The organism is Streptomyces sp. NPDC002467 (assembly GCF_042889825.1).
Lineage (GTDB): Bacteria > Actinomycetota > Actinomycetes > Streptomycetales > Streptomycetaceae > Streptomyces.
Genome location: NZ_JBIARJ010000005.1, coordinates 1 through 12009 on the forward strand (window position 1 = coordinate 1; position 12009 = coordinate 12009).

A 12009-nucleotide genomic window follows, 5' to 3' on the forward strand; every position below is an offset into this window, starting at 1 on the left:
CCAGATCAAGTGGGGCCTGGACTACATGAACTCCCGCTACGGCAGCCCCGTCGAGGCCTGGAACTTCTGGTCCGCCAATCACTGGTACTAAGCCGGCGGCACCGGCACCACGCGCGGCAGCAGACATACGAAGGCCCCGGTGGCCGGCCTCCCCAGGTCCGGCCCCCGGGGCCTTCTGCATCCCATCCCACAGGGTTCGAGGTGCCCGCTCGCGGGCTCAGGCGCTCACAGCCGCTGGATGATCGTCCCGGTCGCGAGCGCACCGCCCGCACACATGGTGATCAGCGCGAATTCCTTGTCGCGGCGTTCCAGTTCGTGCAGCGCGGTGGTGATCAGCCTGGCACCGGTGGCCCCGACGGGGTGGCCGAGGGCGATGGCGCCGCCGTTGACGTTGACCTTCTCCAGGTCCTGGTCGAAGACCTGGGCCCAGCTGAGGACGACGGAGGCGAAGGCCTCGTTGATCTCGACGAGGTCGATGTCCTTGAGGGACATCCCGGCCTTGCCGAGCACGGCCCGCGTCGCGTCGATCGGCCCGTCCAGGTGGTAGTGCGGGTCGGCGCCGACGAGGGTCTGGGCGACGATGCGGGCGCGCGGCTTGAGCTTGAGGGCGCGGGCCATCTTGCGGGAGGCCCACATCACGGCGGCGGCCCCGTCGGATATCTGCGAGGAGTTCCCCGCCGTGTGCACGGCGGTGGGCATGACCGGCTTGAGCCGGGCCAGGCCCTCCATGCTGGTGTCGCGCAGGCCCTCGTCGCGGTCGACCAGGCGCCACATGCCCTGCCCGGCGGCCTGCTCCTCCTCGGTGGTGGGCACCTGCACGGCGAACGTCTCGCGCTTGAAGCGCTCCTCGGCCCAGGCGGTGGCGGCCCGCTCCTGCGAGAGCACGCCGAGGCGGTCGACGTCCTCGCGGGTCAGGCCCCGGTTGCGGGCGATGCGCTCGGCGGCCTCGAACTGGTTGGGCAGGTCGACGTTCCACTCGTCCGGGAACGGCTTTCCGGGCCCGTGCTTGGATCCCGAGCCCAGCGGGACGCGGCTCATGGCCTCGACGCCGCAGGCGATGCCGATGTCCATGACCCCGCCGGAGATCATGTTGGCGACCATGTGGTTGGCCTGCTGGGAGCTGCCGCACTGACAGTCCACGGTCGTCGCGGCGGTCTCGTACGGGAGGCCCATGGCGAGCCAGGCGTTGCGGGCGGGGTTCATCGACTGCTCACCGGCGTGGGTGACGGTGCCGCCGACGATCTGCTCGACGCAGTCGGGCTGGATTCCGGTTCGGGCGAGCAGTTCGCGGTAGGTCTCGCCGAGCAGGTAGGCGGGATGGAGGTTGGCGAGCGCGCCTCCGCGCTTGCCGATGGGGGTGCGTACGGCTTCGACGATGACGGGTTCCGCGGCCATGAGCTCGTCCTCTCCTGCACTGTGCCGGCGCGGCGGGCCGTCCCGGCGGCCCCGCCCGAACTAGTACGCGTTCTAGTTCTCCCCGCAGTTTTATGACCTGGGAGCCCTCCACGCAAGGGTCTTGCACGCGGCCTGCACGGATTCCACACGCAACAGGTGCTGCGCCAAGCCTTGTCACTTCTAGAACTCGTTACTACCTTCGAGCCAACATCTGATGGGCCGTCAGACTTTGGAGTCGCCCGATGTCCTGCCCCGCGCTGCCCGAAGGCTTCGACGCCACCGACCCCGACCTGCTCCAAAGCCGGGTCCCGCTGCCGGAGTTCGCGGAACTGCGGCAGACCGCGCCGGTGTGGTGGTGCCCGCAGCCCCGCGGCGTCACCGGTTTCGACGACGAGGGCTACTGGGTCGTGACCCGGCACGCGGACGTCAAGTACGTCTCCACGCACCCGGAGCTCTTCTCCTCGACCATCAACACGGCGATCATCCGGTTCAACGAGCACATCCAGCGTGATGCCATAGATGCCCAGCGTCTGATCATGCTGAACATGGATCCGCCGGAACACACCCGCGTACGTCAGATCGTGCAGCGCGGATTCACCCCGCGCTCCATCCGCGGCCTGGAGGACGCCCTGCGCGACCGGGCCCGGAAGATCGTCGAGGAGGCCGTCGCCGCCTCGGCGGACGGCAGCTTCGACTTCGTCACGCAGGTCGCCTGCGAACTCCCGCTCCAGGCCATCGCCGAGCTGATCGGCGTGCCGCAGAAGGACCGCGCCAAGATCTTCGACTGGTCGAACAAGATGATCGCGTACGACGACCCCGAGTACGCGATCACCGAGGAGGTCGGCTCCAACGCGGCGGTGGAGCTGATCGGTTACGCCATGAACCTCTCCGCCGAGCGCAAGGAGTGCCCGGCCCAGGACATCGTCACGCAACTGGTGGCGGCCGAGGGCCAGGGCAACCTCGGCTCCGACGAGTTCGGCTTCTTCGTGCTGCTGCTCGCGGTCGCGGGCAACGAGACCACCCGCAACGCCATCAGCCACGGCATGCACGCCTTCCTCACCCACCCCGAGCAGTGGGAGCTGTACAAGGCGACCCGGCCGTCGACGGCCGCGGAGGAGATCGTGCGCTGGGCCACCCCGGTGGTGTCGTTCCAGCGCACCGCCACCCAGGACACCGAACTGGGCGGCCAGAAGATCAAGGCGGGCGACCGGGTGGGGATGTTCTACTCCTCCGCCAACCACGACCCCGAGGTCTTCGAGAACCCGGACGCCTTCGACATCACCCGCGACCCGAACCCGCACCTGGGCTTCGGCGGCGGCGGCCCGCACTTCTGCCTCGGCAAGTCCCTGGCCGTCCTGGAGATCGACCTGATCTTCAACGCGCTGGCCGACGCCCTGCCCGACCTGCGCCTGACCGGCGACGCCCCGCGGCGGCTGCGCGCGGCGTGGCTGAACGGCATCAAGGAGCTCCGGGTCAGCCACGGCTGACCCGTGAACCAGGACGGCAGGGGCCTCCTCCTCCCACGCCCCGGCCCCTGCCGTCCGTCGGCACCCGAATCCGCGCCGGCCCCGAGTGGCGGTGCGGTCACGACCGGCGGATCCTGACAGGACGCGGCGATCCACCGACGGGGTGCCGGGGCGGACTGCCAGTCGCCCCGGCACCCCGTCGGCGTTCCGCCGCCACCCGCCGTCACTCCGGGCGAGGGAGCCGCCATGTCAGCCGCCATGTCAGACACCGCGTACGACGCGCTCGCCAAGGCCTTCCGGGGACCGCTCGTGCGGCCCGGCGACGACGGTTACGAGGAGGACCGCCGGGTCTGGAACGGCTCCGTCGACCGCCGCCCCGCCCTCATCGCCCACTGCACCGGCGCCGCCGACGTGATCGCCGCGGTCCGGTGCGCCGGCCCCTCCGGGCCCGCGGCCGGACTGCCCCTGGCGGTGCGCAGCGGCGGACACAGCTTCCCGGGGCAGTCGGTCTGCGACGACGGGATCGTCATCGACCTCTCCCTGATGAAGGGGATCCGGGTCGACCCCGAGGCCCGGACGGTGCGGGCCCAGGCCGGGGTGCTGCTCGGCGAACTGGACCACGAGACGCAGGCCTTCGGGTTGGCCGTGCCCGCCGGGATCGTCACCCACACGGGGCTGGCGGGACTCACCCTCGGCGGCGGCATCGGCTGGCTGATGCGCAAGTACGGCCTCACCATCGACCAGTTGCTCTCCGTCGACCTGGTCACCGCGGACGGCACCCTCCTGAAGGCGAGCGCGGACGACAACCCGGACCTCTTCTGGGGGGTGCGGGGCGGCGGCGGCAACTTCGGCATCGTCACGGAGTTCGAGTTCCGGCTCAACCCGGTCGGGCCCGTCGTACTGGCCGGCCCGATCGCCTGGCACATGGCGGATTCGGCGCGCCTGCTGCGCTTCTACCGCGAGTGGATCACCGACGTACCGGACGACCTGACCACGGCGGTGGTGCACCGCAAGGCGCCGCCGCTGCCGTTCGTCCCGCCGGAGCTGCACGGGAAACCGGTGGTCATGGTGGTGTGCTGCTACGCCGGGCGGGTCGAGGAGGGCGAGCGAGTACTGCGGCCGCTGCGCGCGTGGGGGCCGCCGCCGGTGATGGACCTGTGCGCGCCGAAGCCGTTCGTCGACCACCAGGCGATGTTCGACCCGTCGTTCCCGCACGGCCGCTGGTACTACTTCAAGTCCTGCGACGTGGACCGGCTCGGCGACGAGGTCATCGACGTCACCGCCGAGCACGCGGCACGGATCGTGTCCCCGCTGACCGCCTTCCCGATCTTCCAACTGGGCGGCGCGATCGGCCGCGTCGGCGAGGCGGAGACGGCCTTCGGCGCGCGCACCGCGGGCCACACCTTCAACATCAACGGCACGTGCGAGGGCGCCGAGGGCTTCGAGCGGGAGCGGGAGTGGGCGCGCGGCCTGTGGTCGGCGCTCGCCCCGCACCAGACCGGCGTGTACGCGAACTTCCTGATGGAGGAGGGCGAGGACCGGGTGCGCGAGGCGTACGGGCCCGAGAAGTACCGGCGGCTGCAGGAACTCAAACGCCGCTACGACCCGGGCAACCTCTTCCGCCTCAACCAGAACATCCCTCCGGCCTAGGGCCTGCCTTTGGGGGGTCAGGGGCAGTTGACGGGCGGGTTGCCCGAAGCCACCCGGCACAGGTCGACCCCGGTTCCGCCGTCGACGAGTCCGGCGTTCGGGCCGACGCGGACGAGGTCGTTGTCATCGCCGCCGAGGACCTGGCCGGTCGGGGCGACACCGGCGTTGGCCGTGATCTGGTCGCTGCCCGCGCCACCGGCCACGGTGCCCGCGACGGTGCCGGTGATGACGATGAGGTCACTGCCGCCCAGGCCGTCGACCCGGTCGCCCGGAGCGAGGGCGCCGCAGAGGATGAGGTCGGCTCCGGCGGTCCCGTTGACGGTCGTACCGGTCACGGGACGGCCGTTGACCGTGCAGGAGGCCACGGCGTGGGCGGGCGTCACGGTCAGGGCGAGCGGGGCGATCGTGAGGGCGGCGGCGCAGAACGCACGCGTCAGGTGTCTGATCATGCGACGAGTGACACACGGTTGCCTGCCCGTCGCAATCCGACACCGGCGATGACTCTTCCGACGGGGTCGACAAGCCACCCGGACGGGCCACGGATCCGTCCAGGGCCACGGACCCGTGCACCGGCACGGATCCGGCCGTCCGGTGCCCCCATCGGCACCGGACGGCCACCGACCTCGCCCTAGCTCCGGGCGGCGGCCTTGACCTGCGTATCCGTGGCTTCCAAGGCTCCGGTCCGCTGCGCCGGCACCGCCAGCTGGAGCCGGCGCGGCCCCGACAGCACGTACACGAGCCCGAAGCCGGCGGCGACCACGGCCGCCCCGCCCACGGCGTCCAGCACCCAGTGGTTGGCGGTGGCCACGATCGCGCACACCGTGATCAGCGGGTGCAGCACCCCGAGCAGCTTCTGCCAGCCCTTCGGCGCCAGCACCACGATCACGATCCCGCACCACAGCGACCAGCCGAAATGCAGCGAGGGCATCGCCGCGTACTGGTTGGAGATCGCGGTCATCGCCCCGTACGACGGGTTCGCGAGGTCCTGCGGCCCGTGCACGGTGTCGATGAAGCCGAGCCCGGGCATGAGGCGCGGCGGTGCGAGCGGGTAGAGCCAGAAGCCTATGAGCGCGAGGACGGTGGCGAGGCCGAGGGAGGCCCTGGCCCAGCGGTAGTCGCCGGGGCGCCGCCAGTACAGCACCGCCAGGATCGTCAGCGGGATCACGAAGTGGAAGGAGGTGTAGTAGAAGTTGAAGAACGCCTCCAGCCAGGGCGTGTTCACCACGGCGTGGTTCACGGCGTGCTCGATGTCGATGCCGAGCGCCTTCTCGATGCCGTGGATCTGGCTGCCGTTGCCCTCGGCGAGCGAGCGGCTCGTGGGCGCCGCGGCCCGGATGTGGGAGTACAGGGAGTATCCGACCCGTATCAGCAGCAGTTCCAGCAGCAGGTTCGGGCGGGACAGCACGCGCCGCCAGAACGGCAGCAGCGGCACGCGCGCCCATCGGGCGGCCGCCGGGCGGCCGTAGTCGGTGGGGACGGGCTCCCGCCAGTACGGCGAGGTGCGCGGCAGGAACGGCACGGCGCAGGCCGCCGCCAGCGCGGTCAGGAGCAGCACGTTGTCGCGTACGGGCGCCAGCGCGACCAGGTTCGGCAGCAGTACGTCGCTCGGCAGGGTCATGGCCAGGACGACGGCGACCGGCCACACGGGCCGGTCGGCGGCCCGCCGGCCGACCTTGCCGGCCATCGCGAGCAGCACCCACAGCAGCTGGTGGCGCCAGCCGGTCGGGGACACGGCGACGGCCACGCAGCCGGTGATGGCGACGGCGAGCAGCATCTGGCCGTCGCGCGCGTAGCGGGCCGCGCGGCGCAGCCCGAAGTAGCCGACGGCGCCGGCGAGGGCGAGGTAGAGCAGGATCTCGACCGGTCCGGTCAGGCCGAAGCGCAGCAGCGCGCCGTGCAGGGACTGGTTGGCGAGCCCGTCGGGGGCGCCGCCGAGTCCGGTGCCGGCCAGGTGCCGCACCCAGTACGTCCAGGAGTCGCGGGGCAGCGCCGCCCAGGACAGCGCGGTGGCTCCGGCGAAGGTCAGGGCGGCGGAGCGCGCGGTCGGGCGCCGTCCGGCGAGCCACAGCAGCGGGGCGAACAGCAGCAGGGCGGGCTGGAGGGCGGCGGCGAGGCCGAGGAGGAATCCGGCCGGGCGTTCGCCGGGCACGCGGAACACGGCCAGGAGCACCAGCAGCACGGGCAGCACGGCGGTCTGACCGGGCGAGGCGGCTTCGCGTACGGGCAGCGAGACCATCAGCAGCGCGGTCAGCACGGGCGCGGCCAGCAGCGCGGTGCGGCGCGGCACGGGATCGGGCAGGCCGCGCGCTGCGACGAGCCCGATGGCGGCCACGAACAGCAGCGTCACGGTCGTCCAGGCGAGTTCCAGCGAGGGCGCGGCGAGGGCGGTGAACGGCTTCAGCACCAGCCCGGCGAAGGGCGTGCCGGTGAACTGGCCGGTGTCGTACAGCGTGCCGGGCAGGCTGCCGGGGAGGTGGAACCCGCTCAACCACTCGCCCGGTGGCACGCGCAGCACGGCGGCGGCCTGTCTGACGGCGAGCACGCCCGCCAGCGCCCACAGGAGCAGGCGCGCGGCCGCGAGCCTGCCGCTACCGCCTATGACTCCGGCATGTCCGTGTCCACCACTGTGCTCCGCCGCGTTAGCCACGCCTCGCCGGCCTCCCGCCCAATTGACCGCAACCCCGACTTCGCCTGGCTGCCGCGTTTCATACCGCGTTTCATACCGCGCTGTTCATTACCCGGACGACGATATCCCGGGTCGGATACCTAGGATGGCCCGCATGAGCATCGTGAAGATCAACGCGCTGACCGTACCTGCCGAGCAGCGGGAGGTGCTGGAGCAGCGGTTCGCCTCCCGGGCCGGGGCCGTGGAGTCCTCGGACGGGTTCGAGTGGTTCGAGCTGCTGCGTCCGGTGGAGGGCACCGACCAGTACCTCGTGTACACGCGGTGGCGGTCCGAGGAGGACTTCCAGGCGTGGATGGAGGGGCCGATGAAGGCGGCGCACCAGGGCGGCGGCGAGGGCGGCGGCGAGCGTCCGAAGCCGGCGGCTTCTGGGTCCTCGGTGTGGTCGTTCGAGGTCGTGCAGCAGGCGGCTCCGAAGAAGGCCTGAGTCGGCGGGACACGCCGGAACGCGGACGGGAGGCCCGGGGCCTGTGCCCCGGGCCTCCCGTCCGTCTCTTCCTCGCCTCTTCTCTTCTTCGTCCCTTCTTCGTCGCTTGTCTCTTCTTTGCCTCTTCGCCGCGCCGCTCGCTGCGCAGCTCAGCTCCAGAAGGCGTCTTCCTCGTCGATGTCCTGGGTGCACTCGTCGATGTCGGTGATCTTGCCGCCGACGATCGTGAAGAAGAGGCCTTCCTGGACCTCGATGCCCCGGTCGCCGCGGTCGGCCTTCAGCGTGTGGAACGACATGACGTGCCCGCGTCCGTCCGCCAGCACCGCGTGCAGGTCGATCGTGATGGTTCCTTTCGTCTCCTCCCCGAGCCGGCGGTAGAGGTCGAGGACGGCCTCACGCCCCTTGTGGTGCCCGGACAGCGGGTTGTCACCCGGCACGTGGTGGATGACGTCGGCCGTGAACAGGGTGCTCATCGTTTCCAGGTCGCCCTTGGAGAAGGCTTCGTAGCCGCGGCGGACCAGGACGGCGTCGGGATGCTTGGACATGGCTTGCACACCCTCCATGTGGGCGATTTTCCCTTTTTCACATCATCGGTCCGTGCCTGTGGATATTCCACGCGGGAGATCCTCCTACCGCTCCACAATGGCGCCATGAACAGCAACACGATCAAGACGTGGACCGTGGCCCCCGAGCCCTACGACACCCCGGACGCCGTCGTCCTGCTGCGCGCGTACTACGCGGAGGTCGCCGGTCGGTACTGGAAACGGTCCGTGACCGAGGCCGAGATCGACCAGGGAGTCCTCGATTTCCCGGCCGACGGGCTGGCCCCGCCGACGGGCCAGTTCGTCGTCGGCCGGCTGGCGGGCGAGCCGCTGGCGTGCGGCGGATTGCGGCTGCTCGACCCGGTGACCGCCGAGCTCACGAGGGTGTACGTCGACACGCGCACCCGCGGTACCGGCGGCGGGGCGGCGCTGCTGGAGGTGCTGGAGTCGGAGGCCCGCGCGCTGGGTGCGGAGCGGGTCCGGCTGGACACCCGGTCGGATCTCGTGGAGGCGCGGGCGCTGTATGCGCGGCACGGGTACCTGGAAATACCCGCCTACAACGACGGCCCGTACGCCGAGCACTGGTTCGAGAAGCGCCTCGTCTGAGTACGGCCGGTGTGGGCGGCGGTACGGCCTAGGGAGCGGCGTGGTCCCGCCGTGGAAGGCCTTCGTGGGGTTCCTCGGCGTCGCATCCGCACAGCTCCGCGTTGATCTCGCGCACCAGCTTGTCCAAGTCCGTCGGGCGGTCCGGACCCCACCAGTCGCCGAGCAGTTCGGCGAGGGATTCCTGACGGGCGGCGGAGAGCTTGACGGCGGCTTCACGACCCTGGTCGGTGAGGACGAGCGGCAGTCCGTCGCGGACGGCGAAATGTCGTTCCTCGACCTGGCGGGCGGCGTCCGTGATGGTCGCCAGGGGGACGCTGGTGCGCTCGGCGAGGAGGGCGGGTTCGGCGGAGCCGTATTTGTTGATCCGCAGCAGCAGCCAGCTGGAGGCGGGCAGCAGGTCGTAGCCGGCCTTCTCGGTGATCTTCTCGTAGACGTGGCGGCGCCCTTCCCGGGTCCCGAGGACCGACAGTGCACGGGCCACCTCGTCACGGGATGAGCGCTGGACCGGGTTGGAGGCGAGGGTCTCGGAGACGTCGGGCGCGGTCACGGATGCGCGGAGCTTGTCCTCCTTCAGGAACCAGGAGATGAGGAAGGCGACGAGGACGACGGGCACGGCGTAGAGGAACACGTCCGTGATGGCGGAGGCGTAGGCGTCGAGCACCCGGGGTTGCAGGTCGGCGGGGAGGGAGGCTATCGCGCGGGGGTCGGCCTCCAGCCGTTCGGCGCTGGTGCCGGCCGGCAGCGGGATACCGGTGAGGGTGGCGACCAGCTTCCCGTCGAGCTTGTTGGTGAAGACCGTGCCGAAGATCGCGACGCCGAAGGAGGCGCCGATGGAGCGGAAGAAGGTGGCACCGGAGGTGGCGACGCCGAGGTCGGCGTAGCTGACGGCGTTCTGCACGACCAGGACGAGCACCTGCATGACGAGGCCGAGTCCGACGCCGAAGACGAAGAAGTAGGCGCTCATCTCCCAGGTGGAGCTCGTGCGCTCCAGCTGGTGCAGCAGGAGCAGGCCGATGGCGGTGACGCCGGTGCCGGCGATCGGGAAGACCTTCCAGCGCCCGGTGCGGCTGACGATCTGGCCGGATCCGGTGGAGGCGATGAGCATGCCGATGACCATCGGCAGCATGTGGACCCCGGACATGGTCGGTGAGACACCTTGGACGACCTGGAGGAAGGTCGGCAGGTAGACCATCGCGCCGAACATGGCGAAGCCGACGATGAAGCTGATCACCGAGCAGAGGGTGAAGGTGCGGATGCGGAAGAGCTTCAGCGGCAGGACCGGTTCGACGGCCTTCCGCTCCACGAGGACGAAGGCGATGAGCAGCACGGCGCCGAGGACGGCGAGGCCGATGATCCGGGCCGAGCCCCAGCCCCAGGTGCCGCCGAGGGAGGCGACGAGCACGAGACAGGTGGCGACGGAGGCGATGAGGAAGGTGCCGAGGTAGTCGATGGTGTGCTTCGAGGGTCGCGCCGGGATGTGGAGGGCGGCGGCGATGACGACGAGCGCGACGAGACCGATGGGGAGGTTGATGTAGAAGACCCAGCGCCAGGAGAGGTTGTCCACGAACAGGCCGCCGAGCAGCGGGCCGAGCACGCTGGTCGCGCCGAAGACGGCACCGAAGAGGCCCTGGTACTTGCCGCGTTCACGGGGAGGGACGATGTCGCCGACGATCGCCATCGACAGCACTATCAACCCGCCGCCGCCCAGGCCCTGCAGGGCGCGGAAGCCGATGAGCTGCGGCATGTCCTGGGCGAGACCGCAGAGGGCGGAGCCGATGAGGAACAGGACGATGGCGTACTGGAACAGCTTCTTGCGACCGTACTGGTCACCGAGTTTGCCCCACAGCGGGGTGGCCGCGGTGGAGGCGAGCATGTAGGCGGTGACGACCCAGGACAGATGGGCCATGCCGCCGAGGTCGCTGACGATGGTGGGCAGGGCGGTCGAGACGATGGTCTGGTCGAGCGCGGCGATGAGCAGGCCCAGGAGGAGCGCGCCGATGGAGACGAGTACCTCGCGGGACGCGTGCTCGGCCGCGGGTCCGGGGTTCTGCGGGCCGGGACCGGGGTCCCTGGACTCCTTGGTCACATCCTGAGTCATCGACTCCTCCTCAGGCCGGATCAACATCTCCATCGTGAGCGGTGTGTCCGGTTATGGCCTCTCGGGCGCTTGGGAGGGCCTTGACGCGTCTGGATAATCGCTGGCAGTGGCCAGGGAGGGATTCCAGTGAGCGGTGAACACTGTCCGGATTGCGGCGCCGTAGTCGGCGGCAGCGGCTGCCGGTGTGCGCCGGATGTGGGGTTCAACCCCTTGCGCATCCGCCCGTACGTGACGTTGCCGAACCCGGACGAGCCGGAGCCCACCCTGCCTCCGCAGCCGGTGACGGGCGTGGTCACCCCGGAGCCCCGGCATGACACCCCGTCGTACGGGACACCTGCGTACGGCACGCCTGAGGCGATATCGGGGGCGATACCGGGGGCGACGCCCTCGCCGATACCCGCGGCACCGTTGACACAGCCATGGCCGGACGGCACACAGGGGCAGATGCAGGCGGAGGCGCAGGCGCAGGCGCAGGCACACGGGCAGGCGGAGCCGCAGGAGCAGGAGCAGCCAGACGCTGCGGAGACGGTCCAGATGGCGGCGGTGCCGGGGGCGGGGGCGGCCCCGGCAGGCATGCCGGGCGGGGCGCAGCCGGGTGCCGGGGCGGCGCCGATGGACGGACTGGTCCCGGGGGCTGGACCGATTCTGGGGGCTGGACCGGCCCTGGGGGCTGGGACGCCGGCTGCGGGGGCGGCGCCGGGGGCTGGAGTGCCGATGGCTGGGGCTGCTGCGGAAACCGCGGCTTTCCCGATGGCGCCGGAAGGCGCGGCGTTCCCGGGTGCGCCAGAGGCAGCCGCGTTCCCCGGTGCGCCGGAAACAGCGGCTTTCCCGGGTGCGCCGGTGACCGCCCCGTACTCGACGTACCCGGCGTTCGCGGACGCCGCCGACGACGACGCGGAAGCGGGATGGGGAGGGGGCGGGGGCGGGGGCCCGGAGAAGCGTGGCGGCGGTTCGACTCCCCGGCGGCTGTTGCCGCTACTGCTGGGTGCCGCTGCGGTGGTAGCCCTCGGCGGGACGGCCCTCGCGGTGTTCGTGCTGCCGGAGTCCGGCCGAAAAACCCCCGGAGTTGTGCGCGCGGGGGGGGCCCCCCGGGCCAACCCCCCCCGGCGCCCCCCCACCGGGCAGCGGCCGGGCCCGCGTGG

General features: G+C 71.1%; 9 protein-coding genes and 1 pseudogene. 5 read left to right on the forward strand and 5 right to left on the reverse strand.

What is annotated here, in order from left to right:
- Nucleotides 1–91: pseudogene (locus ACFYYJ_RS12270) on the forward strand (lytic transglycosylase domain-containing protein); the annotation flags it as partial.
- A gap of 134 nt (nt 92–225) precedes the next feature.
- Here the strand turns inward: ACFYYJ_RS12270 and ACFYYJ_RS12275 are convergent.
- Nucleotides 226–1395, reverse strand: coding sequence for a steroid 3-ketoacyl-CoA thiolase (locus tag ACFYYJ_RS12275; protein WP_384595042.1), 1170 nt, complete (start codon nt 1393–1395; stop codon nt 226–228).
- A gap of 242 nt (nt 1396–1637) precedes the next feature.
- Here ACFYYJ_RS12275 and ACFYYJ_RS12280 point away from each other — a divergent pair, with 242 nt between their 5' ends.
- Both ACFYYJ_RS12280 and ACFYYJ_RS12285 read left to right on the forward strand, forming a co-directional pair.
- Entirely contained in the window at nt 1638–2882 is a 1245-nt protein-coding gene (locus tag ACFYYJ_RS12280) for a cytochrome P450 (RefSeq protein ID WP_385134324.1), read from the forward strand.
- Between the two features lie 225 nt (nt 2883–3107).
- Nucleotides 3108–4511 carry an FAD-binding oxidoreductase gene (locus tag ACFYYJ_RS12285; RefSeq protein ID WP_389131396.1) on the forward strand — a complete coding sequence of 468 codons (1404 nt, stop codon included), beginning with the start codon at nt 3108–3110 and terminating at the stop codon, nt 4509–4511.
- A 17-nt stretch (nt 4512–4528) separates the two neighbouring features.
- Here the strand turns inward: ACFYYJ_RS12285 and ACFYYJ_RS12290 are convergent, their stop codons facing one another.
- Together ACFYYJ_RS12290 and ACFYYJ_RS12295 are read right to left on the reverse strand one after the other, a co-directional pair.
- A complete protein-coding gene (locus ACFYYJ_RS12290) occupies nt 4529–4960 on the reverse strand; it encodes a hypothetical protein (RefSeq protein ID WP_389131399.1) in 432 nt (143 codons plus the stop codon).
- Nucleotides 4961–5139: 179 nt separating this feature from the next.
- The gene (locus tag ACFYYJ_RS12295; protein WP_389131401.1) at nt 5140–7158 is read right to left on the reverse strand and encodes a bifunctional glycosyltransferase 87/phosphatase PAP2 family protein; all 2019 of its coding nucleotides are present in this window, start codon (nt 7156–7158) and stop codon (nt 5140–5142) included.
- Between the two features lie 133 nt (nt 7159–7291).
- Here ACFYYJ_RS12295 and ACFYYJ_RS12300 point away from each other — a divergent pair, with 133 nt between their 5' ends.
- Nucleotides 7292–7621 carry an antibiotic biosynthesis monooxygenase gene (locus ACFYYJ_RS12300; RefSeq protein ID WP_365179898.1) on the forward strand — a complete coding sequence of 110 codons (330 nt, stop codon included), beginning with the start codon at nt 7292–7294 and terminating at the stop codon, nt 7619–7621.
- 149 nt (nt 7622–7770) lie between these two features.
- Here the strand turns inward: ACFYYJ_RS12300 and ACFYYJ_RS12305 are convergent, their stop codons facing one another.
- Nucleotides 7771–8166, reverse strand: a complete 396-nt coding sequence (locus tag ACFYYJ_RS12305) for a nuclear transport factor 2 family protein (RefSeq protein WP_385128875.1) — start codon at nt 8164–8166, stop codon at nt 7771–7773.
- Nucleotides 8167–8271: 105 nt separating this feature from the next.
- Between ACFYYJ_RS12305 and ACFYYJ_RS12310 the strand changes: the two genes are divergently transcribed.
- Entirely contained in the window at nt 8272–8769 is a 498-nt protein-coding gene (locus ACFYYJ_RS12310; RefSeq protein ID WP_389131406.1) for a GNAT family N-acetyltransferase, read from the forward strand.
- A gap of 28 nt (nt 8770–8797) precedes the next feature.
- Here ACFYYJ_RS12310 and ACFYYJ_RS12315 read toward each other — a convergent pair whose 3' ends face one another.
- Complete coding sequence (locus tag ACFYYJ_RS12315; protein ID WP_389131409.1) at nt 8798–10867, reverse strand: DHA2 family efflux MFS transporter permease subunit; 2070 nt, start codon at nt 10865–10867, stop codon at nt 8798–8800.
- Nucleotides 10868–12009: the final 1142 nt, after the last annotated feature.

Coding starts and splice junctions, on each gene's coding strand:
- ACFYYJ_RS12275 (WP_384595042.1), bottom strand. CDS start 1,395: ATGGCCGCGGAACCCGTCATCGTCGAAGCCGTACGCACCCCCATCGGC.
- ACFYYJ_RS12290 (WP_389131399.1), bottom strand. CDS start 4,960: ATGATCAGACACCTGACGCGTGCGTTCTGCGCCGCCGCCCTCACGATC.
- ACFYYJ_RS12280 (WP_385134324.1), top strand. CDS start 1,638: ATGTCCTGCCCCGCGCTGCCCGAAGGCTTCGACGCCACCGACCCCGAC.
- ACFYYJ_RS12285 (WP_389131396.1), top strand. CDS start 3,108: ATGTCAGCCGCCATGTCAGACACCGCGTACGACGCGCTCGCCAAGGCC.
- ACFYYJ_RS12305 (WP_385128875.1), bottom strand. CDS start 8,166: ATGTCCAAGCATCCCGACGCCGTCCTGGTCCGCCGCGGCTACGAAGCC.
- ACFYYJ_RS12300 (WP_365179898.1), top strand. CDS start 7,292: ATGAGCATCGTGAAGATCAACGCGCTGACCGTACCTGCCGAGCAGCGG.
- ACFYYJ_RS12310 (WP_389131406.1), top strand. CDS start 8,272: ATGAACAGCAACACGATCAAGACGTGGACCGTGGCCCCCGAGCCCTAC.
- ACFYYJ_RS12315 (WP_389131409.1), bottom strand. CDS start 10,867: ATGACTCAGGATGTGACCAAGGAGTCCAGGGACCCCGGTCCCGGCCCG.